Source organism: Mesorhizobium sp. M0029 (assembly GCF_040323735.1).
Classification (GTDB): domain Bacteria; phylum Pseudomonadota; class Alphaproteobacteria; order Rhizobiales; family Rhizobiaceae; genus Mesorhizobium.
The window spans coordinates 297405-322438 of the sequence record NZ_JAMYVF010000005.1 but is presented as its reverse complement, the minus strand read 5'-3'; the positions used below and the strand labels follow the sequence as shown (position 1 = coordinate 322438).

The window sequence follows — 25034 nt, the reverse complement described above, 5'->3', positions numbered from 1 at the left end:
CCGTTGCGACCGTTTCAATCGCCCGGTTTTCAATCGCCCGGTTTTCAATCGCCCCGGTTTTCAATCGATTGACTAGCGCATGGCCCAGGAAAGGGAAAGCGTCAGTTCGCCATCACTGTCCGACGTTTGCCGGCGGCCGTCGCCTTGGCAGGGGAATGCCGATCTCCGGCGTGGCGGTGAAGGCGTTGGCTGCGTTTGGCAAGCCGCCCGCATTGCCCGCAATAGGCGGAGGCGCGTCGGGTTCCGGCGCCCTGGCGGCCATCGGCACGCCGCCGCCGCGATAGGTGACGGCTTCGGCCGAGTCGGCATCGGGCTGGTCGAGCACGAACTGGCATTGTTTCGGCAGGTTCGCCATCGTCATCAGGTCGCGCGCCTTGGGCGCGTCCGGGTTCTTGTTGGGCCGCCACGGCTCCTCGGTAAACCACCAGGCCAGCGGCTTGCCGCAGCCGTCGTCGTCGGGCGTCGCTTCCTGCCCCTTGCAGTTGGGCGAGCCCGGCTGGCAGCCGATGCGGATGTGGAAATGATAGTCATGGCCCCAGAACGGCCGGATTTTTCTCAGCCAGGTACGGTCGCCGGTGACGGTGTCGCACAGCTTCTTCTTGATCCCGGGATTGACCAGGATGCGCTCGACTTCCGGATAGCTCGCGGCGCGCTTCAACAGCTTGGTGTGCATCGGCTTCCACAGCCTGTCCTTCACCAGATGCGTCTTGTCGTCGACCATCAGCGTGGCGCTGATGTTTTCTCGCTCCTGGGTGGTGAGCTTGCGGTCGGGCATCGGCGTCAGCCAGATGTCGGCGTCGAGGCCGATCTGGTGCGAGGCGTGCCCGGTCAGCATCGGCCCGCCGCGCGGCTGCGAAATGTCGCCGATCAACAGCCCCGGCCAGCCGTCGGCGGCGGCATCGCGCGACAGTTTCTCGATCAGCGCGATCATCGTTGGATGACCCCAACGCCGGTTGCGCGAGGGACGCATCACCTCCCAGTTCTGGCCGTCCATCGGAATGGCGACGCCGCCGGTGAAGCAGCCCTTTGAATAGAAGCCGAAGGATTGCGCCGCGGCCACCGCCGGCAGCTTCTTGGCGCCGAACAGGTCTTTTGCCCGTGGCTCGGCCGTGATTGCGCCCGCCACCAGCCCGGCCAGCGCCACGATCGCCAGCGCCGCCGCCAGGAACGGCCGTCTGCCGGTCAAGGATCGCATCGAAATCGTCATGAATCCCACTGCAAAAGTCCGCAACACAATCGAATCATATCACCCTCGGGCTCGCGTTTCGATTATCTACCTTCATCGGGCTGCGCGGCTCGCCGTCGCGCCAGCTGCCGTCGGCCCACATCCGATCGAACGCCTGGCGGTAGTCCGGGTAGCGGAACCGGTAGCCCGCTGCCTTGATCGCGGCGTTGGCGACGCGCTTGTTCTCGCCATAGAAGGACCGCGCCATGGGCGAAAGTTGGGCGGTCTCGAAAGGAATCTCTTGCGGCGGCTCGACGCCCATCAGCGAAGCGGCATAGGTGACGACATCCTGCGGCGGCGCCGGCTCGTCATCGGTGACGTTGAAAATGCCGCCTCTATTGCCACCGATGAGGTGCCAGAGCGCACCGGCGATGTCGTCGCAATGGATGCGGTTGAACACCTGGTCGGGCTTGACCAGCCGCCTGGCCGTGCCGTTTTCCAGATTGACCAGCGCGTTGCGTCCCGGCCCATAAATGCCGGAAAGCCGCAGGATCGCCACCGGCTTGCCGGTCTCGAGGCCAAGCTGCAGCCAGTCCCGCTCGGCCGCCACTCGCATCGACGAGCGTTTCGACACCGGCCGGCACTCGGCCGTTTCATCGACCCAGGCGCCGTCATAATTGCCATAGACGCCGACGGTCGAGAGATAGCCGATCCAGCGAAGCGCCGGCATCGCCTCGATCGCCTTGCGCGCGGCGAGAAGCACAGGGTCGCCGGCCTCCTCCGGTGCCACGGAGACGACGAGATGGGTGGTGGTCTCCAGCGTTTCGCCGATTTCAGGTGTCAGGGCGCCGTGAAACAGCAGCGGCGCGATGCCGGCCTGACGCAATGCCTCGAATTTCTCGGCCGAGCGCGTGGTGCCGAAGATCGTAATCGCCTCCGCATTGGCCCGTGCAAAGGCTTTGCCCGAATAGCCGGCGCCGAAGATAAAAACCTGTTTTTCGCTCATGCGTGCGCCTCAATTGGCAATGCGGACAGCCATTCGTCCTGCACTGTAGTGTCGGTTTCGGTTTTCAAGTAGATCGCCGCCTGCCCGTTGAATTCGGCGGCCGGCACCAGCCGCGCCAGCGCCCAGATCGCCGCGCCGCGCACCAGCGGCGAGGCGTCGCCAAGGAGGGTTTGGACAGGGTCAGCCAGCAAAGTATCGCCGGAATTGCCGGCGGCGGTCAGCACGTTGCGGACAAAGCGATCGCGGCCGATGCGCTTGATCGGCGAGCCGGAGAAAAAGGTCCGGAACGCCGTGTCGTCCAGCTGCAACAGTTCCGCCAGCGGCGGTTCGCGCAGTTCATCGCGCGCGGCGAGCTTGGCCTCCGAGGCGGCGCGGGCGAACTTGTTCCACGGGCAGGCGGCGAGACAATCGTCGCAGCCATAGATGCGGTTGCCGATCTTTTCGCGGAATTCTTGCGGGATCGGCCCCTTGTTCTCGATGGTCAGGTAGGAGATGCAGCGCCTGGCATCGAGCCGATAGGGCGCCGGAAAGGCGTCGGTCGGGCAGGCGTCGAGACAGGCGCGGCAGGAACCGCAATGGTCTACCTCGGTCGCATCTGGCGTGAGCTCCGCCGTGGTGAAGATGGTGCCGAGAAACAGCCAGGAGCCGTGCTCGCGGCTGACCAGATTGGTGTGCTTGCCTTGCCAGCCGAGCCCGGCGGCCTCAGCCAGCGGCTTTTCCATAACCGGGGCCGTATCGACGAAAACCTTCACGTCGCCGCCGGCCCGCGCCACGATCTTGCCGGCGATCTCCTTCAGCCGGCCTTTCATCACCTCGTGATAGTCGCGGTTTTGCGCATAGACCGAGATCGCGCCGAGATCGCGCCTTGCCTGCAGCGCACGCGGATCGTGGTCGGGGCCGTAATTCATTGCCAGCACGATGATCGAGCGCACCTCGGGCCACAGCGTCGAAGGCTCGCTGCGGCGTTGGAGCGTCTCCGCAATCCAAGCCATCGAACCGTGAAAACCATCGGCGACGAATTCGGCCAATCTGGCCGGCGCCAGCGGGATCGCATCGGGCGTGGTGACGGCAACCGCATCGAAGCCTGCGCGCCGCGCCTCGGCGTCGACCAGCGCGCGCAGGGTTTGGCTTCTAGAAGTCGAGGTCCGCATAATGCGACACCGGCGACAGGCCGCGCACTCGGTCGGTGAGCAGCGGCCGGAACGACGGCCGCGATTTCACCCGCGTGTACCATTCTCGCGCCGCGGCATGCTCGCGCCAATCGATCTCGCCGAGATAATCCAGCACCGACAGCGTCGCCGCTGCCGCCAGGTCGGCATAGGTGACCTTGCTGCCGGCCAGCCAATGACGGGTGCCGGCCAGCCAGTTGGTGTACTTCATGTGCTGGCGAATGTTGGCGCGCGCTGCGCGGATCGCCGCCGAATCGGGGGAACCGCCGCCCGCCGTTTCCGGCATCACCGGCTTCAGCACGCGCTCGCGCACCAGATGCCGGGTCACTTCGCTCTCGGCCTTGTTGAGATACCAGTCTGTGAGACGGCGGATTTCGGCGCGCTGCATCGGGTCTTCGGCAAACAGGCGCTTGTCGCGCTTCAGGACACCACGTGTTTCGTCGAGATATTCAGCGATCACCATGGCGCCGACGATCGGCACGTCGCCTTCGGCCAGCAGGATAGGCAAGGTGCCGGCGGGGTTCAGCGCCAGAAACTCCTTGCGCCGCGTCCACGGTTTTTCCTCGATCAGCGCCAGCTCCTCGCCATATTCGCCGAAGGCGAGGCGCACGAAGCGGCAGGTGGCGAACATCGGGTGATGGAAAAGCGTCAGCATGATTCCGCGATATTAAGGCGCACTGGCGAATCGCCGTCCGCACCGGTAAGTCTTGGCGGCCCGTCATGCGGCCGTCACGGTGCTGCGACCTATAGGGGGACTTCCGCGCCGTGACAAGCAAGCCCTTTTGCCAGCCGTTTCCTTCCGTCCCTTGAATGCCGAGGTTGCCATATGGATAGCCATACCATTGTCGAAGCCCTGCTGCTCGGCCTGCTGGAGGGGCTGACCGAGTTCATTCCGGTGTCCTCGACCGGCCATATCCTGCTCGCCGGCCATTTCCTCGGCTTCCACTCCACCGGCAAGGCCTTCGAGATCCTGATCCAGCTCGGCGCCATCCTGGCGATCCTCAGCGTCTATTTCCGCCGCCTGTGGCAGATGCTGCTCGACCTGCCGCATGACCGGCTGACGCGGCATTTCGTCCTCGGCATCCTGATTGCCTTCCTGCCGGCCGCCATCATCGGCGCGCTGGCGCATGATTTCATCAAGACGGTGCTGTTCGAATCGCCAAGGCTGATCTGCATCATGCTGATCATCGGCGGCGTCGTGCTGCTGGTCGTCGACCGCATGAAGCTGCAGCCGGTCTACCGCGACGTCGAGCGCTTCCCGACAAGGCTTTACCTGCAGATCGGCCTGTTCCAGTGCCTGTCGCTGATCCCCGGGACATCGCGCTCCGGTTCGACCATCGTCGGCGCGCTGCTGCTGGGCGTCGACAAGCGCGCGGCGGCGGAATTCTCCTTCTTCCTCGCCATCCCGACCATGGTCGGCGCCTTCGCCTTCGATCTGTTCAAGAACCGCAACGTGCTGAGCAGCGCCGATCTGCCGATCATCGCCATCGGCTTCGTCGCTGCCTTCGTTACCGCGCTGATCGTCGTGCGCTTCCTGCTCGATTACGTCTCGCGCAACGGCTATTCGCTGTTCGGCTGGTGGCGCCTGGTGGTGGGAGCGGTTGGGTTGGTGGCGCTTTTCATTTGGGGGTGAGCTTTACCCTCCCCCTTGTGGGGGTCCGAAGGACGGGCGAGACAGGCGGCTCGCCCCGGTCAGTCGATCCGCAAAGCGGATCGGGGTGGGGGCGCCACACCCTCGCCCCGTTTCGCCAACGACGCGTCGCGTCGCTTGCTCACCGACCCTCCCCACAAGGGGGAGGGTAAAGGCCGCTAACTCCTCCCAAAAAACGCGTTCTCGACATGCACCGGCCAGCGCCAGGGCAGCACCGCGATCATGTCGAAGCGCATCGACAATCTGCCGGAGTCCGGCTGCCGCGACAGCCAGATGTCGGCCGCGCCCTCGATGCGGCGCTCCGATTCGTGGCCAATCGCCTCCATCGCTTCCATCAGCGTGCGCCGCGCCTTGACCTCGACGAACAGCACTAGGTCGCCGCGCCTGGCGATCAGGTCGATCTCGCCGAAGCGGGTGCGATGCCGGCGGGCGAGGATGCGATAACCTTTCAGCATCAGCGCCGCTGCCGCCAGCCACTCGCCGCGATGGCCGCGCCGATAGGCTTTTTGGCGGCTGGCGGCCGGGCGCTCAGCCACCTTCGCCTTCTCCAACCGCATCCCTGAGTTCCAGCAGCCGGCGGTAGAGCGACTGCTTCTGCCCGCCTGTCATCTTCGCCGCTTCCGCCGCCGCCTTGGACGCCGGCATTTCGGCGGCCAGCGACAGCAGCAGCCTGTCGATGTCGGCGGGTTGGTCGGCCTTGATCTCGGCGGGCCCGACGCAGATGACGATCTCGCCCTTCGGCGTGTCAGCCGCCGCATAGTGGTCGGCCAGCGCCTGCAGCGTTCCCGTCCGCATCTCTTCAAAAGTCTTGGTCAGCTCGCGGCCGATGGCGGCCTTGCGCGCGCCGCCCAACGCCTCGACCATGGCGACCAGCGTATCGGCCAGCCGGCGTGGCGACTCGAAGAAGATCAGCGTTGCCGGCACCGTCTTGAAGGTCTCCAGCCTGGTCAGCCGCTGCCCAGATTTCACCGGCAAAAACCCCGCAAACAGGAAGGCGTCGGACGGCAGTCCCGACGCCGTCAGTGCCGCCAGCGGCGCCGATGGGCCGGGGATCGGCACCACGCGCAGGCCGCGCTCCAGCGCTTCGCCGACCAGCCGGTAGCCTGGGTCGGAGATCAGCGGCGTGCCGGCATCCGAAATCAGCGCCACGCTCTGCCCGGCCTCGAGTGCCGCGATCAGCTTCGGTCCGGCCTCGCCGGCATTGTGTTCATGATAGGCCGTGGTGCGGCGGCGGATGCCGTAGCGGTCGAGCAGCACGCGCGAGACGCGGGTGTCCTCGCAGGCGACGACGTCGGCGGCCGCCAGCGTCTCCAGCGCGCGCAGCGTGATGTCGGAGAGATTGCCGATCGGCGTCGCCACCAGATACAGCGCCGGCGCCAGCGGCCGGACTGCGATCTCGGTCTGCCCGATCACATAGCTGCGTTTCTCGCCGGTCACCGGGTCTCTCCATTTCGCCCTGTTTGGCATGGCGCGTGCCGGGTTGCAAAACTCCCGAACGTCGGGCCAAACCTGACGCCGATGTAACCCGGCGGCCATGTCTTTGCCACAGTGGGGAACGAAAGCGTGGCTGGCGGATTGAATACCTGAGTCTCTTGAGGAGGAGGACAGGATGGACAGCCTGGAATTGCAGGACGTTTTCGAGCCCTACTATGCCGGGCGCAACCGCGTGCCCGCGCCAAAGGGCAAGCGTGCGCTCGCCGAGAGCGACACCGGCCTGACCAGTCGGGCGGCCACCGCCTTGCCGACGAATGTCAGGCTTTCGGACAACAAACCGGACAGCACGACGGAGCACTGACCGTACGATGCCCAATCGTTTCGATATCTTCATCACCCGTCTTGAAACGAAGAGCGCCCGCGAAGGCGCGCCGCCGCATCCGATGAACGACCAGAACAGCGTCCGCCGGGACAAGAGCGACGCCAAGCCGGCCCGGACCGGAGAGGCGCATGCCGAGAAACACCGCGGCAAGCGCCGCTTCAAGCACGACGCTTAGTTTGTCGATCCGTGCAACATCGTCATCCTAGGGCGAAACAAGGAGCGAAGCGACGCGGCGCAGACCCTAGGATCCATTCCCTGACGTCTGCCGAAGGATGCAGCGGCGCAGAATTCTAAAGCGCTCGGTCGTGAACGCCCGTCAGCCCAGGTATCGCGTCACCCTCACCTCCAGCAATCGCACCAGCTCCGGGGCCATGGATTCATAGTCATCCGGGATATCGAGGCAGATCACCCGCGCTTTCTTCAGGCTTGCCCTGAATTTCTTCTGCAGCTTGCGGCGGTGCGCCTTTTCCATCACGAAGATGATGTCGGCCCAGACTACCAGCTCATGCGTCAGCAGGGTGTCGGCATCGTGGGTGGTGCCGCCCTAGGCGACCTCGATATCCCTGCGTTGGAAAACACCTGTTCGGCGCTCGGGCTGCGCAAGCGATTCTGGCTGCAGACGAAGAGGACGTTCTTCAACAGCTTCGATCTTTGATTTGGTTGTTTCCCCGGTTGGAAAACCAAATTGTGCCCGCTGAAAGCGGTTACTCATCCCACATCTCACGTATCGTTTTAGTTAGAGGAATGTACTGGTCAGGCGTAAGCCCGCACAGATCGAATGCTATCGAATCATCCTTGGCAGTCGCCCTGAGGTTTATCCCTACGTACGACATGAAGGCGCGCACTACATCGAACTCGCTTAGGCCCGACAGCTTAACCTTTCTGGATTTCCTGTTTTTGATGAATATTGCCTCGGCTTCATAGAGATCTTCGTACTCGAGGGATTTCGATATCTCGGTTAGTCCAAACTCAAAGACATCATCTGTGTTCAATGTCCGCAGCGTTTCGTGGATCAGGAACTTCATGGCAGGCCCTATTGGATGCGGTGTAATGGCTAAGCAGAACTCCTAGCATCCTTGTTCGAGCCGATAAATCGTCCGCTCGGTTAAGCCACTTGGCCTGCGGGCCTATCGCGCCAAATCCGCCACCACGGCATCGAGCACGATCATGCCGGCTGGCGTGGCGCGTAGCCTGGCATTGCCGATCGGCGCCACCAGCCCCTCATCCTGCAGCACGGTCAGCCGGGCGCTCGACAGGCCGCGCCCGGAAAACGCCTCGTAGCGGGAAAGGTCGATGCCTTCGGCCAACCTCAGCCCCATCAGCAGGAACTCGTCGGCCTCTTCGGAGCGCGTCAGGATCTCGCCGCCGGTGACGCCATGGCTCCTGGCCTCCACCAGATTGGCCCAGGTCTCCGGCATCCGCTCGGCGATCGTCACGATGCGCTGGCCGTTTTCGATGAAGCGGCCATGCGCGCCCGGTCCGACGCCGACATATTCGCCATACCGCCAATAGGTCAGATTGTGCCGGCTCTCGGCGCCCGGCCTGGCGTGGTTGGAAATCTCATAGGCCGGCAGGCCATGCGCTGCGGTGATCTCCTGAGTCAGCGCATAGAGATCGGCGGCCCGGTCATTGTCGGGAATGGTAAACTTGTGCGCCGCATGCAGCGCATGGAACGGCGTGCCTTCCTCGATGGTCAGCTGGTAGAGCGACAGATGGTCGGCGGCATGGCCGATCGCCTGTTCGAGCTCCGCCTGCCAGTCGTCCAGCGTCTGGCCGGGGCGGGCGTAGATCAGGTCGAAGGAGAGGCGCGGAAAGATTTCGCGTGCCAGCCCGATGGCATGCAGCGCCTCGTCGACATTGTGCAGTCGGCCGAGAAAGCGCAGATCCTTGTCGTTCAGCGCCTGCACGCCGAGCGACACGCGGTTGACGCCGGCGGCTCGGTAGCCGCGAAAGCGCTCGGCCTCGACCGAGGATGGATTGGCCTCCAGCGTCACCTCGATGCCGTCGGGCACCGTCCAGTTCTTCGCCACGGCGTCCAGCACCGCCGCCACCGTCTGCGGCTGCATCAGCGACGGTGTGCCGCCGCCGAGAAAGATGCTGGTCACCTCGCGCGCCCCGGTCCGCTCGCGCATCGTCTTCAGCTCGGTCTCGAAGGCGCGGGCAAAGCGCTCCTGGTCGACCGGCTGGTGACGGACATGGCTGTTGAAGTCGCAATACGGGCATTTGGCCGCGCAGAACGGCCAGTGGATGTAGACGCCGAAGCCCGGGCTGCGGTCCAGCGACATTAAGCTGAGCCTAACCTGGCGCGGGCGAATTTCTGGAAGGCGCGGGCGCGGTGCGACAGCGCCGTCGGCTGACCGGGCTTCCAGCCGTGTTTTTCCTCAGCGCTCATCTCGCCGAACGTCTTTTCGAAACCGTCGGGCAAAAACACCGGGTCGTAGCCGAAGCCGAGTTCGCCGCGCGGCGGCCACACCAGCGTTCCCTCAGCCTCGCCGCGATAATATTCAGCCTCGCCATTGGGGAAGGCCAGGCAGATGACGGCGACGAACCGCCCCTTGCGCTGCGCTGGCTCGGCGGCGCCGACCTCCTGCAAGGCCACTTCGGTGCGCTGCATGGCCATGCCGAAGTCGCGGCTGCCATCGGGAGCTTCGGCCCAATTGGCGGTGTAGACGCCGGGAGCGCCGTCGAGCGCGTCGACGCACAGGCCCGAATCGTCCGACAGCGCCGGCAGGCCGGTCGCCTTAGCCGCGGCGAAGGCCTTGATGTAGGCGTTTTCCTCGAAGGTGGTGCCGGTCTCCTCCGGTTCCGGCAGGCCGTAGTCCTTGGCCGACTTCGCCTCGAAGCCGAACGGACCCATCAAGTCGGCGAATTCGCGCAGCTTGCCTTCATTGTGGCTGGCAACGACGATCTTCTTTCCATCGAGAGAATGCATCAAAGGCCCCAGATCCTTGGCTCGGCGAATTCGATCGAATTGCCCGAGGGGTCGCGTATGTAGATCGAGCGCCCGCCCTGCGGCCATTCGAATTCGCTTTCGATGGCGATGTTTTTCGCCTCAAGTTGCGCCTTCCACTGTGCGAGTTCATCCGCACTTGCGGCAAAGCAGAGATGGCCCTCGCCGACCGTGCCATGTGGCGGCACTTTCAGCCGCGCATCGGGCGCCGGCGGGATTTTGGTGGCTTCGGCGTTGAAGACCAGCAGCACGCCCGGGCCGCAGCGGAAGAAGAGATGGCGGCCGTCGACCTTGCCGAGGAGAGGGAGGCCGAGGACGTTGGAGTAGAAGGCTTCGGCAGCGGCGAGATCCGTGACGTAAAGCGCTGACTCAAGAATAGCGGAGGGTTGCATCAGGCACCCCCCTCTGCCCTGCCGGGCATCTCCCCCGCAAGGGGGGAGATTGGCAGTTCCGCTGGCGGCGTCTCAACGTTGATGGTTGGCGAAAACGATAGCGACCTCTGATCTCCCCCCTTGCGGGGGAGATGGCCGGCAGGCCAGAGGGGGGTGTGAAGGATCGCCGACGTCATCACGTTAAATTCAATCAGGCCACAGCCATCTGCTGCAAGCTCACCAGCCGCTGAATGCCCTTCTTTGCCAGGCCCATCAGCTCCGCGAACTGCCCTTCCGAGAACGGCTCGCCCTCGGCGGTGCCCTGGATCTCGACGATGCCGCCCTTGCCGGTCATGACGAAATTGGCGTCGGTGCCGGCAGATGAATCCTCGATATAGTCGAGGTCGATGACCGGCTGGCCGTCATGGATGCCGCAGGAAATTGCCGCGACATGGTCCTTCAGTACCTTGGCAACACTGGCCATCTGCCGCGCTTCCATCCAGCGCAGGCAATCGTAGAGCGCCACCCAGCCGCCGGTGATCGAGGCCGTGCGGGTGCCGCCATCGGCCTGGATGACGTCGCAGTCGACGGTGATCTGCTGTTCGCCCAGTGCCTGCAGGTCGACAACGGCGCGCAAGGAGCGGCCGATCAGCCGCTGGATTTCCAGCGTGCGGCCGCCTTGCTTGCCGGCCGAGGCTTCACGGCGCATGCGCTCGCCGGTCGAACGCGGCAGCATGCCGTATTCCGCCGTCACCCAGCCCTTGCCGGAATTGCGCATCCAGCCTGGCACCTTTTCCTCCAGGCTTGCCGTGCACAACACATGCGTGTCGCCGAATTTCACCAGGCACGAGCCTTCGGCGTGTTTGGAGACGCCGCGCTCGAACGAGATGGCGCGCATTTCGTCGGCTTGGCGTTTAGAAGGGCGCATCGAGGCCTCTTTCTGTTCTTTTACGGTTGCGTCGGCGGCTTGTAGACGCATGCAGCCCATGGCGCAAAGGAAAAGGCCGGGCGATCTGGCACAGACGCTGGGTTGCGCGGGGGCGATGGAAGTCTATATCCTTGAGCCGGAGGTTTTTGGCTCGAATGACCAAGGCAGTCACCGAACCCAGTCTGCTGGCGCCCGCGCTGCAATCGCTCGACATGCGTTCGCGCGACATTTTCCGGCGCATCGTCGAATCCTATCTGAAGGACGGTGAGCCTGTGGGATCGCGCAGCCTGTCGCGCATCCTGCCGTCGTCGCTGTCGCCGGCCACCATCCGCAACGTGATGAGCGACCTCGAGCATCTCGGCCTGATCTATGCCCCGCACATCTCGGCCGGGCGCCTGCCGACCCAGACCGGCCTGCGCTTCTTCGTCGATGCCTTCATGGAGCTTGGCGATCTCTCCGACGAGGAACGCCGGGTCATCGAGGCGCAGGTGCGCGCCTCCGGCTCGGGCGCGACGCTGGAACACATGCTGACCGAGGCCAGCCAGATGCTGTCGGGCATGTCGCGCGGCGCCGGCCTAGTGCTCGCCACCAAGAACGAGGTGGCGCTGAAGCACATCGAGTTCATCCAGCTCGAGCCGACCAAGGCGCTGGCGGTGATGGTGTCGCAGAATGGCGATGTCGAGAACCGCGTCGTCGACCTGCCGGCCGGCATCACCGTCTCGCAGCTGCACGAGGCCTCCAACTTCCTCAACGCCCATATCAGGGGCCGCACGCTCGCCGAGGCGCGCATCGAGATCGCCCGCATCAAGGACGAGACCAGGGCAGCGCTGGACACGCTGTCGCAGGATCTGGTCGAGAAAGGCCTGGCGGTGTGGGCCGGCGCCGATAGCGGCCTGCCGGCGCGCCTTATCGTGCGCGGCCGCGCCAATTTGCTCGAAAACGTCACCGCCCAGGCCGATATCGAATTGCTGCGCCACCTGTTCGAGGATCTGGAGACGCAGGACGGGCTGATCCAGCTGCTCGACCTCGCCGAGGACGGCCCCGGCGTGCGGATCTTCATCGGCTCGGAAAACAAGCTGTTCTCGCTCTCCGGCTCGTCGCTGGTCGTGGCGCCTTACCGCGACAAGGACGCCCGCGTCGTCGGCGCGCTCGGCGTCATCGGCCCGACCAGGCTGAATTATGCCCGCATCGTGCCTATGGTCGACTACACTGCGCAATTGATTACCCGGATGTTAAGATAATTCGAAAGCCGGGATCACCGTAAAGGAGGGCGCAGAATGGCGCTTGAATCGTTCAAGGCCCAGATCAGCATGCTGCTCGAAGAAATGGTCAACCAGCCGGAGGACGAGCACGAAATCCAGGAGCAGCTGCGCGAAAAACTGCGCGAAATGCGCGCCATGGGCTTGCCGCTGCCGGAAGATCTCGTCGCATTGGAAAAGCGTCTCGACGACGATCTCGACGTCGAACAGGAAAGTTGAGCGGTTCTCTCGTCGAATCTGCGCGCGCGCACGCTTCTCTTTTGCGGCGGCCGCACAATATCTCCCTTGTGCATGACGCGCCGACCGGCGCGAGTTCGAGGAGAACAGCATGATCCGGATTGCCGGCTTGGCAGGCCTTGCCCTGCTTCTGGCCACCAGCGCCTTCGCCCAGCAGGCCGATCAACCGCTGCTGACCGGCAAAGACGCTTTCGGCGACTGGACGGCCGACAAGCCAGGTGTGCGCCGGCTGATCAAGCCGGATGATCTGCAAAAGCCCAACATCACCGAATCCGCCTCCAACAGCGCCGGCCTTGGCGATCGGCCCGAGGGCGCGAAGCCCGTCCTGCTGCCTGGGTTTTCGGCCGAACTGGTTGCTTCCGGCATTTCCAATCCGCGGGTCGTGCGCGTGGCGCCGAACGGCGACCTGTTCGTCGCCGACAGTGACGCCAACCAGATCCGCGTCTATCGGCTGGCCAAGGGTAGCGCGAAGCCGGCCGAAGAGGGCATTTTTGCCGACAATCTCAACCAGCCCTATGGCATCGCCTTCTACCCGCCTGGCGACAAGCCGCAATGGGTCTACGTCGCCAACAACGACAGCGTGGTCCGCTACGCCTATCGGGACGGCGACCTTAAAGCCTCCGTCGAACCGGAGACGATTGTCTCCGACATCCCTACCGGCGGCCACTGGACCCGCGATATCGCCTTCTCGCCGGACGGGAAGACGCTGTATCTCTCGGTCGGCTCCGGATCGAACGTCGCGGAGGGCATGCAGAAGGCACCGAAGGGCGGCCTTGACGCCTGGGCAAAATCACAGCCACTCGGCGCCACCTGGGGTTCCGAGGATGGCCGTGCCGACGTGCTGGCCTTCGGCCCCGACGGCAAGAATGGCCGCATCCTCGCTACCGGCCTGCGCAATTGTTCGGGCATGACCGTGCAGCCGGCGACCGGCGCGCTGTGGTGTGTCGTCAACGAGCGCGACGGTCTCGGCGACGATGTGCCGTTCGAATATGCCACCTCCGTCAAGGACGGCGCATTCTATGGCTGGCCCTGGTATTATATCGGCGCCAACGAGGACCCGCGTCACGAGGGCGCGCGCCCAGACCTCGCCGGCTCGGTCACCGTGCCCGACGTGCTGATGCAGGCGCATTCGGCGCCGCTCAACATCGCGTTCTATGACGGCGGCAATTTCCCGGCAGAGTACAAGGGTGACGCCTTCGTCGCCCTGCACGGCTCCTGGAACCGTGGTATGAGGACCGGCTACAAGGTGGTGCGGCTGAGATTTAGCGACGGCAAGCCGACCGGCGAGTACCAGGATTTCATCACCGGCTTCGTCCTCTCCGACGACGCCGTCTGGGGCCGGCCGGTCGGCGTCGCGGTGGCCAGGGACGGTGCGCTTATCGTCACCGAGGATGGCAACGGCACCATCTGGCGCATCACCCATGTCGACGGCCCGTCCTGAGCCGGCGAACTGCGCAACCGGCCCTAATGTACGTCCCGATGGATCACCTTGGGATAGGTATGGATCACCTCGGCCGATGAGACACGGTCATCGAAACCGGTATCCCTGAGATTGAAGAGGCCGACCGAGCCGAAGGACTTCTTCGCCCCTTGCGCGAAGCGGCCGTCGCTGAAATCGTGTTCGTAAAGCGTCACCGTGACGTGGCCGGCATTGAGCTTCGGCACGTAAACACTGCTGATGGTGTCGTTGGCGACGCCAAGCTGGTTGACGTTGAAGCGATAGAGGTCCTGCACCATGCGCCGGGCCGCATTGCCATTGATCATCCAGTATTCGCGGCGCGAAGCGCGGTTCGGGTCGATGAGTTTGAGCGGCGCCTTGCGGCCAAGCCCGAGCCAGTGCTCGAACACCATCACATTGGCGCCCCAGGGATAGGGATAGTTGGACTTGTCGATGATGCGTGGCGGGCCATCCTCGGCAATCTCGGCGGTATCGACATAGTCCAGCCATTGCAGCTGGAACGACGCTTCCACGTTGAGGTCGGTGTTGCGCGGATCGGCAGCGATGATGCGCCAGTCGGAGACCGGCGGATATTTGGTGTCGAGGTCGATGTAGAATTCGCCTTTGGCGGTGTCGTCGGGGTCTATCTTTTGCGGTCCGTCACGCTCCATCGCCACCAGTCGCACCTTGAACCGGTTGTTGACGACCAGCGGATAGATCATCGGACGAATGGGGTGAGCGCCAGGGTCCCGGCTGTCGGTAAAATATCCAGTCTGCGGAACGACATCGCTATCGCCCTCGTCGAACAGGCTGAAAGCCTGACGCCCCTCGAACCACAGATACCATTCCAGCTCGTGGACATGACCGCGTGCTTCGGAATAGTTGTTGGGCATCCACTTCATGAGCTGGATGTGAAGTCTTTTGGCTAACATGGGTGCTCCTGCCGTTCGGAGCCATGCGAGATAGCCGACCGCCGTCGGGGCGTAAGTGAACCATCTCTCGCTTTCAGGCGAGGATGACCGGCGTTCATGTCCTGCTTGGCGCAATCGAATCCGTTTTGCCGTTGCAGGCTTTCATGGCATCAGAGCGGCTCAGGAGGTGCGACCGTCATGACCCTCACCGGCTTCCTTGCCTATAGTGCTGCGCTGGGCATCGCCGCCGCCATTCCCGGCCCCGGCGTCACCGCGCTTGTGGCGCGGGCGCTCGGATCCGGCTTCCGCTCGTCGCTGGCGATGTCGTTCGGCCTGATGCTCGGCGACCTCATTTATCTCACCGCGGTGGTGCTCGGCCTTGCCTTTGTCGCGCAAAGCTTCGGCATGGTGTTTCTCGTCATCAAATGGCTGGGCGTCGCCTATCTCGCCTTCCTCGGCTGGCGTTTCTGGACGGCCGGGATCACGCCCGAGACTGTCGAGGCCAGGAAAGGCAAGGGCGGCCTGGTATCGAGCTTCCTTGCCGGCCTCACCGTCACGCTGGGCAACCCGAAGACGATGATCTTCTACCTCGCCATCACGCCGACCATCGTCGACCTGAAGACCATCACGCTCGCCGACTATGGCATCCTGGTCGCGCTCACCGTTATCGTGCTCTTCGTGGTGCTTGTGCCCTATCTGGCGCTGGCCGCCAAGGCGCGCTGGTTCCTGAAATCGCCGCGCGCGCTGAAGGCGCTGAACCGCACCGCCGCCGGCTTCATGGTGGGCGCGGCCGCAGCTATTGCCGCACGTCAGTAGATCGGTTCAGGCCCATCCATTCCGCCGATCGGTCCATCCGGAAAATGCGGCTTGAGGGGACAAGCGTTTTCAGCAAGCGGCCCACTCGATATTTTCGGCCGGCAGCCTATCTTGCGCGGGCGAAAGCCTTATTCTGTCCGCCGACGCCAATTGCCTGATCTGATTTGGGAGCGAAACCAATGAACAAGCCTTCCGCGCGCGTGCCCGGCCGCGGCCGTGTCTACAACTCGATCACCGAGACGATCGGCGACACGCCGCTGGTGCGGCTCGACAAGTTCGCCAAGGAGAAGGGCGTCGTTGCCAACCTTCTTGCCAAGCTCGAATTCTTCAATCCGATCGCCTCGGTCAAGGACCGCATCGGCGTTTCGATGATCGAGGCGCTGGAAGCGTCGGGCCGGATCAAACCCGGCAAGACGACGCTGATCGAGCCGACCTCCGGGAACACCGGTATCGCGCTCGCCTTCGCCGCTGCCGCCAAGGGCTACAAGCTGATCCTGACCATGCCCGAAACCATGTCGGTGGAGCGCCGCAAGATGCTGGCGCTGCTCGGCGCCGAACTGGTGCTGACGGAAGGGCCGAAAGGCATGAAGGGCGCCATCGCCAAGGCCGACGAATTGGCCGCCACCCTGCCTGACGCCGTCATCCCGCAGCAGTTCGAAAACCCGGCCAATCCGGAGATCCACCGCCGCACCACCGCCGAGGAGATCTGGAACGACACCGATGGCGGGGTCGACATCTTCGTCGCCGGCATCGGTACCGGCGGCACGATCACCGGCGTCGGCCAGGTGCTGAAGCAACGCAAGCCCTCGGTGCATGTCGTCGCCGTCGAGCCGGAGGCCTCGCCGGTGCTGTCGGGCGGCCAGCCCGGCCCGCACAAGATCCAGGGCATCGGCGCCGGCTTTGCGCCCAAGATCCTCGACACCTCGATCTATGACGAGATCGTCAAGGTCTCCAACGAGGATTCGGTCGCCAACGCCCGCCTCGTCGCCCGCCTTGAAGGCGTGCCGGTCGGCATCTCGTCGGGCGCTGCCCTGCAAGCGGCGATCGTCGTCGGCTCACGGCCGGAGAACAAGGGCAAGAACCTTGTGGTGATCATCCCGTCCTTCGCCGAGCGTTATCTGTCGACGATCCTGTTCGACGGGCTGGGGGCTTAACGTCTTAACTGGATAGGCGGCGATCCTTCGCACCCCCCTCTGCCCTGCCGGGCATCGGGGGGTGCTGTCCCTCCGACATCGGAAGTCTCATGGCTGGACCGCAGAAAACCCGGCTGTGGCGTCCGCCATCGGCTTGAGCGGGAGGCGGCTTCAGGGTCAAATCGCCCCGGCCTGCTTCGCGCGGGCAGGGGGAGAATCACATGTACAAGCTTTACACGCGCCCAGGCAGCGGCGGTTTTGTCGTCGAGGCCGCATTGGCGCTGGCAAACGCGCAATTCGACCAGATCGATGTGCCCAAGAAGGATCCGCCGGACCCGGCTTTCCTCGACATCAGCCCGTTGAACCAGGTTCCGGTGCTGACCTTGCCCAACGGTCAATCGATAACCGAATCGGCGGCGATCTGCATCCTGCTTGCCGAGCGCCATCCGGAGGCGGGTCTGGCGCCGGCCGCCGGATCGCCGGATCGCGCCGGTTTCCTGCGCTGGATGGCGTTCATGTCGTCGGCGCTCTACCCCGCCATCCTGCGCCTCTACTATGCCCATCGCTACACCACCGATGCCGACGGCAAGAAAGCCGTCAAGCAGGCAGCCATTGCCGAGATGGACCGCGGCTTCGCCATTGTCGATGCAGCCCTGGAGGGGCGCGGCTGGCTGGTCGGCGACGCGATGTCGCTGGCCGACATCTACCTCGTCATGCTGGTGGCCTGGCACCCCGACATGGACAAGGCGCGGGCCGACTGGCCGAACATCGAACGCTTATGGTCGGCGCTGCGCGCGCATCCGCTGATGAAACGGCTCAACACCACACATGAGATGTGGCCGGCCTGAACGGACGCTTCAATTTCGCAGGATCGCCCGTTTCGCCTGCAGGAAGCGGCGCACGGCCGGGTCGCGTTCAAGGCCGATCGCCCGGTCATAGGCCTCGACCGCTTGCGCCGCATTGCCGAGCCTGGCCAGCAGGCCGGCGCGGGCGGCCCAGTAGGGCTGGTAGTCGTTGAGCCGCTTGTCGTCACCCAGCACGTAGAGCGCCGCCAGTCCTGCCGCCGCCCCTTCGGCCTCGGCAATCGCCACGGCGCGGTTGATCGAAATCACCGGCGAGCCTGATATCGCCGACAGCGCATCGTAGAAGTTACGGATCGCCGCCCAATCGGTTTGGCCGGTCCGTCGCCGCGTCGCATGCACCGATTGTACCGCCGCTTCGAGCTGATAGCGGGCGATGACGCCCATGGTGGCGGCGCGGCCCAGCAGCGCCTCGGCTTCGTCGATCAGCGCGTGATCCCAAAGAAGACAATCCTGGTCGGCGAGCGGCACATAATCTCCAGCCGCATCGCGCCGCGCCGGGCGCCGCGCCTCGGCAAACAGCATCAGCGCCAGCAGGCCGAGCGCTTCCGGTTCGTCCGGCATCAGTGACGCCACCAGCCGCCCGAGCCAGATGCCTTCGGTCGCCAGATTGCGCGCTCTCGTCTCGGTCCCTGCCGGGTCGGTCCAGCCTTCGGCGAAAGCCGCGTAGATCGCTTCCAGCACCGTTCCCAGCCGCTCGCCGAGTTCGGCGCGATCCGGCACGCGGAACGGAATGCCGATCTCGCGGATGCGGCTCTTGGCGCGCACCAGACGCTGGCCCATCGTCGCCGGCGAAACCAGGAAGGCCGAGGCGATCGTCGCCGCGTCGAAACCCAGAATGGTCTGCAGGATCAGCGGCGCCCGCACGCTGGCTTCGATCGCCGGATGCGCACAGGCAAACATCAACCTGAGACGTTCGTCGGGAAGGTCTTCGTCTTCCATGCTCGCCTCCATCTCCTCGGCCATCAGCTTGAGATGGTCGCGGCTCGCCTCGCTGGTCAGCCGACGGCGCACGGCGTCGACGCGCCGCCGGCGCGCCACGGCCAGCAGCCATGCCTCAGGCTTCTCAGGCACGCCGGTCTGTGGCCAGCGCTCAAGCGCCGCGGCAAAGGCCTCGGCCAGCGCGTCCTCGGCGCCGGCCACGTCGCGGGTGCGCGCCGCTAGCCAGGCGACCAGCTTGCCGTAACTCTGCCGGGCGGCCGCTTCGGCCGCCGCCCGCGCGATCTCCGGGCGATTGTCCATCACGGTGTCATTTCTTGGGCATGTAGTCGGCCATTTCCCAGATCGGCCGCAACTCGACCGTGCCGGCGCTCGCCGCCGGACAGCGCGCCGCCCAGTCGATGGCGGTATCGATATCGGCCGCCTCGATCATGTAGAAGCCGGCAAGCTGCTCCTTGGTGTCGGCATAGGGGCCGTCGATCACGTTGGTCTTGCCGTCTGTGATCCGCACCGAGGTGGTCGCCTGGGTCGGGCGCAACCGTTCGCCGGCGAGCCATGCGCCGGATTTCTTCAACGCTTCGGTATAGGCGGCATATGCTGCGCTCATCTGCTGAGCCTTCTCGATTGGCGTGTTCGCCTGCGCGGCTTCGTCGCTGTTGATCAAAAGCATGTATCGCATGGGTCTTCTCCCGTGGTTTCGAAGGCCGCGTCCTAGCGGGGCCAGACGTATGTCGCGCGGCGGCGGCCGATTTCGACGGGCTTCAGAAAAAACTTTCGCCTCCGCCAGGAGATTTCGCAAGGACCAGATGTTCCTCCGTCTGCTGGCGGATGACCGGCAGCGGACTGGCCGTGGCTCCGCACAGCACTATCCTCTGTCGTTGGCGGGCACGCCACACGAGGCATGGGAGAAGAGAATGGAACTCGTGACCCACAAGAAATTCAAGAACGGCCGGTTGATGCCATGGGGCAAAGGCACGGTCGTCAGCGGTGCGAAAGGCACCGTCTATCTCTGCGGCAACACCGCGACATCGGCTGACTACGATCCGGCCGGCAAGAAGGGTGGCGGCTTCGCCGGCGATGCCGCGGCGCAGTGGCGGGAAGTTCTCGGCAACATCGAATCGGATCTGGAAGAACTTGGCAGCGGGCTCGACCATCTCATCAGGCTGACCTTTTTCGTCAAAGGGCCATTTCCCGACGGCGGCGTCCTCAGCTCGCCTAATTTTCGTCTCGACGTGCTGGACGCGTTTTTCGCCGAGCATTGTCCGAAGCATTGTAGCGACAACAATCCGCCGCCTTCGGAGGTAATCGGCGTCGCAGCGCTTGCCCAGGCAGACATCGTCATCGAGATCGTCGCCGTCGCGGCGCTGCCGGACTGAGGCGCGAACGAACAGGCCGGCCTTGCGCGAGGTCGCCGTTGCGATCGAAGCGCGCCGGCACGAGCTGCGCCGCCGCGCCGGTGCGGGCGTTGCACAAGGCCTCGGCTCTGGCCAGTGAGCGCCCGGCGACGAGCAGGATCAGGCGTGGCTCGCTCTCCAGCAATTGCACGATGCGGCCGCCGAAAATGCCATAGCCGCCAACGACCAGAAGCCTCATCGCGCCGCTCTTTTTGCGTATGTCGTTCCCGGAACCGAGGTCACTTTTGGGTGACATGTGATTAGCCGATCACGCGCGCACGTATCGCGGCGGACAGGATCTCGCAACTGTCCTTGCGGCCGAACATGGCGTAGCGGTTTTGGCGATGCGTTCGTAGAGCCAGTCACGCAAGGGGCGCGGGATGAGCAGCAGGGCCTTCGCCGCCCGCCACGGCCAGCCGAGTTCGGCCATCACCGCGATGAAACTGTCCAGCCGGATGAAGGGAGCGCCGCCGACAAGGACCAGATTGGTCTCGTAGCTGTCGGTGCGCAGCCCGTATCTCTGGAACAGCGCCTCGCCGAAGGGCGACTGCGCCGTGGCGAAGCGGAAGCGGTTTTTGCGGTCGAGCCCGACCACCGTGCGTACGAAGCCCGAGCACAGCACGCAGACGCCGTCGAAAACGATCAATGGCTGGCTGGCATCGAAGGGTTCAGGAGAAGAAGTCACGGGACGTCCGGCAGCTTGTGTCTTCAGACACTAAGCCCGTCGGCAGCGGGATCAAAGTCGCGGCGTTGTCGCACGGCTTCTCGCGGCCAGCGCGGGGCGCTCGGCGCGATAGGTGGTTGCGCGGGGATCGGCCTCCGGTCTGCAGATCCGGCTGTCGTGACGCGTTTCGAATGTCATGATCAATGCGCGCCGAGCGAGCTGCCGCGACGGGCGCAGGCCGGACCCGGGCCGCGCATGTAGTAGCGCTCCGGCCGATAGGTCGGCGCGATGAACTCGCGGATGGCGGCGGCATAGCCGGCGATGTGGCCCAAGAATTTCATTTTACTCAAGTCCCTGTCCCGATTTTCGGATGTCCCGTCCGATTGCGGGGATCATAGTGTCGAGGCGTGAATAGTCGGTGAACACGATGTTAATCTTTGGTCGAAAACCCCATGCTTCGTGGCCGGAATGCGGCTGTTTGGGGGTCTTTCGGTGTGGTTCGTCGCCATTTCCGGCACTGTGACTTTTGCATCACATATGTTTCGTCTGGATGTCGCTTGGGCGCGGTTCTGTTTCAGATTTGGCGAGCCTCTCGAAATTTCCATGCTCGCTGCCGAAATGCCCCTGGTTGCGCGCCCGGAACCGGAACGGGCCTTGCCCGTTCTCGCTTGAACCGCATCGCGCAGGAGTTCGCCATGGCACCTCGCCCCGCCTGGAAGGGCTATCTGAAACTGTCGCTGGTCACCTGCGCTGTCGAACTGACCAACGTCGTCACCCACGCCGAAAAAGTTTCGTTCCGGGTGCTCAACCGCAAGACCGGCAACACGGTCAAGCGCATCTATGTCGATTCTGAAACCGGCAAGCCGCTTGGCGATGGCGACGAGATCAGGGGCTATGAGGTGAGCCCCGGTGAGTTCGTCCATATCGAGGACGAAGAGATCGAAGCGGTGCAGATCGAGTCCTCGCACACGATGGCGCTGGACGGCTTCGTCGACAAAGCCTCGATAGAGCAGATCTATCTCGACACGCCCTATTATGTCACGCCCGCCGACAAGGTGTCGGAGGAGGCCTTTGCCGTCATCCGCGATGCCATGGCGGACAAGAAGATGGCCGGGCTGGCGCGCGTCGTGCTCTATAGCCGCGAGCGGCCCGTGGTCATCGAGCCGCGCGGCAAAGGAATGGTGCTGACCACCTTGCGCTACGGCAACACGGTGCGGGAGCCGGAGAGCATCTTCGGCGACATCAAGGCGGTGAAGACCGACCAGGAGATGACCGATATGGCCGAACGCATCATCGACAAGAAGAAGGGGAAGTTCGATCCGTCGACATTCGAGGACAAGTATGAGGACGCGCTGCTCGAACTGATCCGCGCCAAGAAGGCCGGCAAGAAGGCGCCGAAAGCGCAGGCCGCGCCCAAGCCGTCCAATGTCGTCAATCTGTTCGACGCGCTGAAGAAGAGCCTGTCCGATGGCGGCCAGGCGGAAGGCCCGGCGAAGAAGGCCAAGCAGGCGGCAAAAAGCGGCAAGGCGAAAGCTTCTGCGCCCAAGCGCAAGTCGGCTTGAGGGTCGGCGCCGTGGCCAGCCTCGAACAATATCAGTCCAAGCGCGATTTCAAGAAGACGGCCGAGCCGGCGGGCAAGGTCGCGCGCGGCAAGCAGCCCGGCGGCATCTTCGTCGTCCAGAAGCACGACGCGACCAGGCTGCACTATGATTTCCGCCTCGAGCATGACGGCGTGTTGTGGAGCTGGGCGGTGACGCGAGGCCCGAGCCTCGACCCGCACGAAAAGCGGCTGGCCGTGCATGTCGAGGACCACCCGATCGACTATGCCGGCTTCGAGGGCACCATTCCCAAGGGCGAGTATGGCGGCGGCACCGTCATCGTCTGGGACGAAGGCACATGGACGCCAGAGATCGACCCGGCCAAGGCGATGAAGAAGGGCCATATCGACTTCGAACTCAACGGCCAGAAGCTGAATGGGCGGTGGCATCTGGTCAGGTTAAGACCCCGCCCGGGCGAAAAGCGCGACAACTGGCTGCTGATCAAATCCGACGATGCCGCCGCCCGCCCCGGCGAGGATATCCTTAAGGGCGCACCGAAATCGGTGAAGTCCGGCCTGACCATCGAAGAGGTCGCGGAAGGCAAGACCGCCGACGGCAAGAAGCCGAAGGTCTGGCACTCCAACAAGCCTGCGGCATCCAGCAAGGCGAAAGCCGGCAAGCGCCTCGACTTCGTCGAGCCGCAGCTGGCGACGCTGGAGCGCGAGGCGCCGCCCGGCGAGGACTGGCTGCATGAGGTGAAGTTCGACGGGTACCGCATGCAGGCGCAGATCGCCGGCACGGAAGTGCGGCTGCTGACCCGCACCGGCCTCGACTGGACGGAGAAATTCGGCCCTGAGATCGTCGCGGAACTGGCCCAGCTGAAATGCAGCGATGCCATCATCGATGGCGAGATCGTCGTGCTCGCCGACAGCGGCGTTTCATCCTTCTCGCTGCTGCAGCAGGATCTCTCCGCCAATCGAACCGACCGCTTCACCTACTATGTGTTCGACCTGATGCGGCTTGATGGCAAGGATTTTCGCCGCGAGCCGCTGGTCGAGCGCAAGCAGGCGCTGCAGGAGCTGCTCGGCGAGACGGCCGAAAATGCCGCCGTCCGCTTCAGCGACCATTTCGCCGAGCCCGGCAAGATCATGCTGCAGCACGCCTGCCGCATGGGCCTCGAAGGCATCGTCTCCAAGCGCGCCGATGCGCCCTATCGCAGCGGCCGTGGCCCGAGCTGGGTGAAATCGAAATGCACGGCCCGCCAGGAATTCGTCATCGGCGGGTATCTGCCCTCGGACAAGACCGGCCGCGGCCTGCGTTCGCTGCTGGTCGGCTACCACGAGGGCGGCAAGCTCCACTACGCCGGCCGCGTCGGCACGGGCTTCACAGCCAGGAGCGCCACAGATTTGAAGAAAAAACTCGATGCGCTGAAGGCAGACGCCTCGCCCTTTGCCGCCGCCGTGCCGAAGGGCAAGGGCCTGGTCTGGGTCAGGCCCGAACTTGTCGGCGAAGTGGAGTTCCGCAGCTGGACCTCGGACCGTATAATACGCCACGCGTCGTTCCAGGGACTGCGCGAGGACAAGCCGGCGGAGGAAGTCGTGCAGGAAAAGGCATCGAAGGCGGCGAACAAGGCAAAGCCGGCGGCAAGCAGCGCCCGCAAGGCCGCCGGGGCTAAGGCGCCCGCGACGATCACGACCAGCGTAAAACTATCCCATCCCGACAAGCTGCTGTGGCCCGAGGAAAAAATATCCAAGCAGGCTTTGCTTGAGCACTACGCGCTGGTCTGGCCGCGCATGGAGCAGTTCGTCGTCAATCGGCCGCTCAGCCTGGTCCGGGCGCCGGATGGCATCGGCGGTCCGCGCTTCTTCCAGAAACATGCTTCGGCCGGCATGAGCGACAAGATCGCCCGGATGAAGGATCCAACCGATGGCGAGGAAATCCTGTTCATCCGCGATTTCGACGGCCTTGCCGCCTTGGTCCAGTATGGCGTGGTCGAGGTCCACATCTGGGGCTGCAAGATCGAGGAGCTGGAAAGGCCGGATCAGATCATCTTCGATCTCGATCCCGATGAAGGCGTCGACGTCAAGGCGGTGCGCGAGGCCGCACTCGACATCAGAGGCAAGCTCGACGATCTGTCGCTGCCGAACTTCGTCAAGCCGTCAGGCGGCAAGGGCTATCACGTGCTGGTGCCGCTGAAACCCTCGGCGGATTGGGAGGAAGTCAAAACCTTCTCCCATGATTTCGCCAAGGCGCTGGAGCAGGCCGCGCCCGACCGCTACACGGCGACGCTGTCGAAAAAGGCGCGCACCGGAAAAATCTTCGTCGACTATCTCCGCAACGGCAGGGGCTCGACCACGGTCGCGCCCTACTCTTCCCGCGCCAAGAAGGGCGCGACGGTGTCGGTACCGGTGACGTGGGCGGAAGTTGAGAAGGGGCTGCCGCCGAATTCCTTCCCGATCGGCGACAAGACGACGCTGAAGGAGTTGGAGAAGGCCGATCCGTGGGCGGATTTCTTCGAGCAGGCGAAGGTGTTGAAGCGGGGGTGAGCCATCGGCACATTCGCAAACGTAGCGATCCTTCCCACCCCCCTCAGTCCTGCCGGACATCTCCCCCGCAAGGGGGGAGATTGGGCAGCTTCGAGGTTTCGTTCATTGTTGCAACGTTGGAGATTGGCGAAAGCTGTTGAGCGCCTAATCTCCCCCTTTGAGGGGGAGATGGCCGGCAGGCCAGAGGGGGGTGCTGTCCAGGGTGCTGTCCCGCCAGCGTCGCCCAATTAGCGCTGCCGATCC

Annotated in this window: 29 protein-coding genes and 1 pseudogene; 12 read left to right on the top strand and 18 right to left on the bottom strand. The window is 64.3% G+C overall.

Annotated elements, in window-relative coordinates; translation table 11 throughout:
- Window positions 1–112: 112 nt before the first annotated feature.
- The 4 genes from mepA to NKJ76_RS12045 are packed head-to-tail and all read right to left on the bottom strand — an operon-like array spanning window position 113 to window position 3995.
- Window positions 113–1195, bottom strand: coding sequence for a penicillin-insensitive murein endopeptidase (gene mepA / locus NKJ76_RS12060; RefSeq protein ID WP_502902296.1), 1083 nt, complete (start codon window positions 1193–1195; stop codon window positions 113–115).
- A gap of 46 nt (window positions 1196–1241) precedes the next feature.
- The gene (locus NKJ76_RS12055; protein ID WP_352537498.1) at window positions 1242–2171 is read right to left on the bottom strand and encodes an SDR family oxidoreductase; all 930 of its coding nucleotides are present in this window, start codon (window positions 2169–2171) and stop codon (window positions 1242–1244) included.
- On the bottom strand, window positions 2168–3322 hold the full coding sequence (gene queG / locus NKJ76_RS12050) for a tRNA epoxyqueuosine(34) reductase QueG (RefSeq protein WP_352537497.1): 1155 nt from the start codon (window positions 3320–3322) through the stop codon (window positions 2168–2170). The genes NKJ76_RS12055 and queG overlap by 4 nt, the downstream gene beginning before the upstream one ends.
- Complete coding sequence (locus tag NKJ76_RS12045; protein ID WP_023681225.1) at window positions 3303–3995, bottom strand: glutathione S-transferase family protein; 693 nt, start codon at window positions 3993–3995, stop codon at window positions 3303–3305. Before NKJ76_RS12045 ends, queG begins: the two co-directional genes overlap by 20 nt.
- Before the next feature lie 171 nt (window positions 3996–4166).
- Between NKJ76_RS12045 and NKJ76_RS12040 the strand changes: the two genes are divergently transcribed.
- Window positions 4167–4973 carry an undecaprenyl-diphosphate phosphatase gene (locus tag NKJ76_RS12040; RefSeq protein WP_352537496.1) on the top strand — a complete coding sequence of 269 codons (807 nt, stop codon included), beginning with the start codon at window positions 4167–4169 and terminating at the stop codon, window positions 4971–4973.
- A 176-nt stretch (window positions 4974–5149) separates the two neighbouring features.
- Here the strand turns inward: NKJ76_RS12040 and NKJ76_RS12035 are convergent, their stop codons facing one another.
- Both NKJ76_RS12035 and rsmI read right to left on the bottom strand, forming a co-directional pair.
- Window positions 5150–5527, bottom strand: a complete 378-nt coding sequence (locus NKJ76_RS12035) for a YraN family protein (protein ID WP_352537495.1) — start codon at window positions 5525–5527, stop codon at window positions 5150–5152.
- Window positions 5520–6428: a 16S rRNA (cytidine(1402)-2'-O)-methyltransferase gene (gene rsmI / locus NKJ76_RS12030; protein ID WP_352443632.1), complete on the bottom strand. Its 909-nt coding sequence runs from the start codon at window positions 6426–6428 to the stop codon at window positions 5520–5522. Before rsmI ends, NKJ76_RS12035 begins: the two co-directional genes overlap by 8 nt.
- Before the next feature lie 172 nt (window positions 6429–6600).
- Between rsmI and NKJ76_RS12025 the strand changes: the two genes are divergently transcribed.
- Both NKJ76_RS12025 and NKJ76_RS12020 read left to right on the top strand, forming a co-directional pair.
- Window positions 6601–6786, top strand: a complete 186-nt coding sequence (locus NKJ76_RS12025; RefSeq protein ID WP_023681229.1) for a hypothetical protein — start codon at window positions 6601–6603, stop codon at window positions 6784–6786.
- Between the two features lie 7 nt (window positions 6787–6793).
- The gene (locus tag NKJ76_RS12020; RefSeq protein WP_023672058.1) at window positions 6794–6982 is read left to right on the top strand and encodes a hypothetical protein; all 189 of its coding nucleotides are present in this window, start codon (window positions 6794–6796) and stop codon (window positions 6980–6982) included.
- 141 nt (window positions 6983–7123) lie between these two features.
- Here the strand turns inward: NKJ76_RS12020 and NKJ76_RS12015 are convergent.
- The 6 genes and pseudogenes from NKJ76_RS12015 to rph form a co-directional block, all read right to left on the bottom strand.
- Window positions 7124–7446 (bottom strand): annotated as a pseudogene (locus tag NKJ76_RS12015) (low molecular weight protein tyrosine phosphatase family protein).
- A 65-nt stretch (window positions 7447–7511) separates the two neighbouring features.
- Window positions 7512–7832 (bottom strand): hypothetical protein, encoded by a 321-nt coding sequence (locus tag NKJ76_RS12010; RefSeq protein ID WP_352537494.1) that lies wholly within the window; start codon window positions 7830–7832, stop codon window positions 7512–7514.
- A gap of 102 nt (window positions 7833–7934) precedes the next feature.
- A complete protein-coding gene (gene hemW / locus NKJ76_RS12005) occupies window positions 7935–9092 on the bottom strand; it encodes a radical SAM family heme chaperone HemW (RefSeq protein ID WP_352443630.1) in 1158 nt (385 codons plus the stop codon).
- Window positions 9092–9739 (bottom strand): RdgB/HAM1 family non-canonical purine NTP pyrophosphatase, encoded by a 648-nt coding sequence (rdgB, locus tag NKJ76_RS12000; protein ID WP_023816142.1) that lies wholly within the window; start codon window positions 9737–9739, stop codon window positions 9092–9094. The genes hemW and rdgB overlap by 1 nt, the downstream gene beginning before the upstream one ends.
- A complete protein-coding gene (locus tag NKJ76_RS11995) occupies window positions 9739–10149 on the bottom strand; it encodes a VOC family protein (protein ID WP_023698063.1) in 411 nt (136 codons plus the stop codon). Before NKJ76_RS11995 ends, rdgB begins: the two co-directional genes overlap by 1 nt.
- Before the next feature lie 190 nt (window positions 10150–10339).
- Window positions 10340–11056, bottom strand: coding sequence for a ribonuclease PH (gene rph, locus NKJ76_RS11990; RefSeq protein ID WP_023672052.1), 717 nt, complete (start codon window positions 11054–11056; stop codon window positions 10340–10342).
- Between the two features lie 155 nt (window positions 11057–11211).
- On the opposite strand from rph, the gene hrcA reads away from it, so the two are divergent.
- From hrcA to NKJ76_RS11975, 3 genes are all read left to right on the top strand, one after another.
- On the top strand, window positions 11212–12297 hold the full coding sequence (gene hrcA, locus NKJ76_RS11985; protein WP_023681233.1) for a heat-inducible transcriptional repressor HrcA: 1086 nt from the start codon (window positions 11212–11214) through the stop codon (window positions 12295–12297).
- 36 nt (window positions 12298–12333) lie between these two features.
- Window positions 12334–12534, top strand: a complete 201-nt coding sequence (locus tag NKJ76_RS11980; RefSeq protein ID WP_352443629.1) for a hypothetical protein — start codon at window positions 12334–12336, stop codon at window positions 12532–12534.
- A 109-nt stretch (window positions 12535–12643) separates the two neighbouring features.
- The gene (locus tag NKJ76_RS11975) at window positions 12644–13993 is read left to right on the top strand and encodes a PQQ-dependent sugar dehydrogenase (RefSeq protein WP_352537493.1); all 1350 of its coding nucleotides are present in this window, start codon (window positions 12644–12646) and stop codon (window positions 13991–13993) included.
- Window positions 13994–14016: 23 nt separating this feature from the next.
- On the opposite strand, the gene NKJ76_RS11970 is transcribed toward NKJ76_RS11975, so the two are convergent.
- On the bottom strand, window positions 14017–14922 hold the full coding sequence (locus NKJ76_RS11970) for a hypothetical protein (protein WP_352537492.1): 906 nt from the start codon (window positions 14920–14922) through the stop codon (window positions 14017–14019).
- A 177-nt stretch (window positions 14923–15099) separates the two neighbouring features.
- On the opposite strand from NKJ76_RS11970, the gene NKJ76_RS11965 reads away from it, so the two are divergent.
- The 3 genes from NKJ76_RS11965 (at window position 15100) to NKJ76_RS11955 (ending at window position 17698) form a co-directional block, all read left to right on the top strand.
- Window positions 15100–15717 (top strand): LysE family translocator, encoded by a 618-nt coding sequence (locus NKJ76_RS11965; RefSeq protein WP_023692951.1) that lies wholly within the window; start codon window positions 15100–15102, stop codon window positions 15715–15717.
- Between the two features lie 179 nt (window positions 15718–15896).
- Window positions 15897–16871 (top strand): cysteine synthase A, encoded by a 975-nt coding sequence (cysK, locus tag NKJ76_RS11960; RefSeq protein ID WP_023692952.1) that lies wholly within the window; start codon window positions 15897–15899, stop codon window positions 16869–16871.
- Window positions 16872–17071: 200 nt separating this feature from the next.
- On the top strand, window positions 17072–17698 hold the full coding sequence (locus tag NKJ76_RS11955; protein WP_023805843.1) for a glutathione S-transferase family protein: 627 nt from the start codon (window positions 17072–17074) through the stop codon (window positions 17696–17698).
- Between the two features lie 9 nt (window positions 17699–17707).
- Here NKJ76_RS11955 and NKJ76_RS11950 read toward each other — a convergent pair whose 3' ends face one another.
- Both NKJ76_RS11950 and NKJ76_RS11945 read right to left on the bottom strand, forming a co-directional pair.
- Window positions 17708–18952: an RNA polymerase sigma factor gene (locus tag NKJ76_RS11950; RefSeq protein WP_352537491.1), complete on the bottom strand. Its 1245-nt coding sequence runs from the start codon at window positions 18950–18952 to the stop codon at window positions 17708–17710.
- 7 nt (window positions 18953–18959) lie between these two features.
- Window positions 18960–19328 (bottom strand): YciI family protein, encoded by a 369-nt coding sequence (locus NKJ76_RS11945; protein ID WP_023681239.1) that lies wholly within the window; start codon window positions 19326–19328, stop codon window positions 18960–18962.
- Between the two features lie 235 nt (window positions 19329–19563).
- On the opposite strand from NKJ76_RS11945, the gene NKJ76_RS11940 reads away from it, so the two are divergent.
- Window positions 19564–20025, top strand: coding sequence for a RidA family protein (locus NKJ76_RS11940; RefSeq protein ID WP_352537490.1), 462 nt, complete (start codon window positions 19564–19566; stop codon window positions 20023–20025).
- On the opposite strand, the gene NKJ76_RS11935 is transcribed toward NKJ76_RS11940, so the two are convergent.
- From NKJ76_RS11935 to NKJ76_RS11925, 3 genes are all read right to left on the bottom strand, one after another.
- Complete coding sequence (locus NKJ76_RS11935) at window positions 19988–20242, bottom strand: hypothetical protein (protein WP_023749321.1); 255 nt, start codon at window positions 20240–20242, stop codon at window positions 19988–19990. The two genes, NKJ76_RS11940 and NKJ76_RS11935, sit on opposite strands and share 38 nt — an antisense overlap.
- A 69-nt stretch (window positions 20243–20311) precedes the next feature.
- Window positions 20312–20728: a thiol-disulfide oxidoreductase DCC family protein gene (locus NKJ76_RS11930; RefSeq protein ID WP_352537489.1), complete on the bottom strand. Its 417-nt coding sequence runs from the start codon at window positions 20726–20728 to the stop codon at window positions 20312–20314.
- Between the two features lie 179 nt (window positions 20729–20907).
- Window positions 20908–21048 carry a hypothetical protein gene (locus NKJ76_RS11925; RefSeq protein ID WP_352537488.1) on the bottom strand — a complete coding sequence of 47 codons (141 nt, stop codon included), beginning with the start codon at window positions 21046–21048 and terminating at the stop codon, window positions 20908–20910.
- Window positions 21049–21402: 354 nt separating this feature from the next.
- On the opposite strand from NKJ76_RS11925, the gene ku reads away from it, so the two are divergent.
- On the top strand, window positions 21403–22269 hold the full coding sequence (ku, locus tag NKJ76_RS11920; protein WP_352537487.1) for a non-homologous end joining protein Ku: 867 nt from the start codon (window positions 21403–21405) through the stop codon (window positions 22267–22269).
- Between the two features lie 11 nt (window positions 22270–22280).
- The gene (gene ligD, locus NKJ76_RS11915; protein WP_352537486.1) at window positions 22281–24791 is read left to right on the top strand and encodes a DNA ligase D; all 2511 of its coding nucleotides are present in this window, start codon (window positions 22281–22283) and stop codon (window positions 24789–24791) included.
- Window positions 24792–25034: the final 243 nt, after the last annotated feature.

Excerpts from the sequence above, each read along its gene's own strand:
- NKJ76_RS11945 (WP_023681239.1), bottom strand. The coding sequence starts at position 19,328 with ATGCGATACATGCTTTTGATCAACAGCGACGAAGCCGCGCAGGCGAAC.
- NKJ76_RS12045 (WP_023681225.1), bottom strand. The coding sequence starts at position 3,995 with ATGCTGACGCTTTTCCATCACCCGATGTTCGCCACCTGCCGCTTCGTG.
- queG (WP_352537497.1), bottom strand. The coding sequence starts at position 3,322 with ATGCGGACCTCGACTTCTAGAAGCCAAACCCTGCGCGCGCTGGTCGAC.
- rph (WP_023672052.1), bottom strand. The coding sequence starts at position 11,056 with ATGCGCCCTTCTAAACGCCAAGCCGACGAAATGCGCGCCATCTCGTTC.
- NKJ76_RS11940 (WP_352537490.1), top strand. The coding sequence starts at position 19,564 with ATGGAACTCGTGACCCACAAGAAATTCAAGAACGGCCGGTTGATGCCA.
- rdgB (WP_023816142.1), bottom strand. The coding sequence starts at position 9,739 with ATGCATTCTCTCGATGGAAAGAAGATCGTCGTTGCCAGCCACAATGAA.
- mepA (WP_502902296.1), bottom strand. The coding sequence starts at position 1,195 with ATGCGATCCTTGACCGGCAGACGGCCGTTCCTGGCGGCGGCGCTGGCG.
- NKJ76_RS11935 (WP_023749321.1), bottom strand. The coding sequence starts at position 20,242 with ATGAGGCTTCTGGTCGTTGGCGGCTATGGCATTTTCGGCGGCCGCATC.
- NKJ76_RS11950 (WP_352537491.1), bottom strand. The coding sequence starts at position 18,952 with ATGGACAATCGCCCGGAGATCGCGCGGGCGGCGGCCGAAGCGGCCGCC.
- NKJ76_RS12025 (WP_023681229.1), top strand. The coding sequence starts at position 6,601 with ATGGACAGCCTGGAATTGCAGGACGTTTTCGAGCCCTACTATGCCGGG.
- ku (WP_352537487.1), top strand. The coding sequence starts at position 21,403 with ATGGCACCTCGCCCCGCCTGGAAGGGCTATCTGAAACTGTCGCTGGTC.
- NKJ76_RS11975 (WP_352537493.1), top strand. The coding sequence starts at position 12,644 with ATGATCCGGATTGCCGGCTTGGCAGGCCTTGCCCTGCTTCTGGCCACC.
- NKJ76_RS11965 (WP_023692951.1), top strand. The coding sequence starts at position 15,100 with ATGACCCTCACCGGCTTCCTTGCCTATAGTGCTGCGCTGGGCATCGCC.
- NKJ76_RS11995 (WP_023698063.1), bottom strand. The coding sequence starts at position 10,149 with ATGCAACCCTCCGCTATTCTTGAGTCAGCGCTTTACGTCACGGATCTC.
- NKJ76_RS12010 (WP_352537494.1), bottom strand. The coding sequence starts at position 7,832 with ATGAAGTTCCTGATCCACGAAACGCTGCGGACATTGAACACAGATGAT.
- NKJ76_RS12020 (WP_023672058.1), top strand. The coding sequence starts at position 6,794 with ATGCCCAATCGTTTCGATATCTTCATCACCCGTCTTGAAACGAAGAGC.
- hemW (WP_352443630.1), bottom strand. The coding sequence starts at position 9,092 with ATGTCGCTGGACCGCAGCCCGGGCTTCGGCGTCTACATCCACTGGCCG.
- NKJ76_RS11970 (WP_352537492.1), bottom strand. The coding sequence starts at position 14,922 with ATGTTAGCCAAAAGACTTCACATCCAGCTCATGAAGTGGATGCCCAAC.
- NKJ76_RS12055 (WP_352537498.1), bottom strand. The coding sequence starts at position 2,171 with ATGAGCGAAAAACAGGTTTTTATCTTCGGCGCCGGCTATTCGGGCAAA.
- cysK (WP_023692952.1), top strand. The coding sequence starts at position 15,897 with ATGAACAAGCCTTCCGCGCGCGTGCCCGGCCGCGGCCGTGTCTACAAC.
- NKJ76_RS12040 (WP_352537496.1), top strand. The coding sequence starts at position 4,167 with ATGGATAGCCATACCATTGTCGAAGCCCTGCTGCTCGGCCTGCTGGAG.
- NKJ76_RS11980 (WP_352443629.1), top strand. The coding sequence starts at position 12,334 with ATGGCGCTTGAATCGTTCAAGGCCCAGATCAGCATGCTGCTCGAAGAA.
- NKJ76_RS11955 (WP_023805843.1), top strand. The coding sequence starts at position 17,072 with ATGTACAAGCTTTACACGCGCCCAGGCAGCGGCGGTTTTGTCGTCGAG.
- hrcA (WP_023681233.1), top strand. The coding sequence starts at position 11,212 with ATGACCAAGGCAGTCACCGAACCCAGTCTGCTGGCGCCCGCGCTGCAA.
- NKJ76_RS11925 (WP_352537488.1), bottom strand. The coding sequence starts at position 21,048 with ATGAAATTCTTGGGCCACATCGCCGGCTATGCCGCCGCCATCCGCGAG.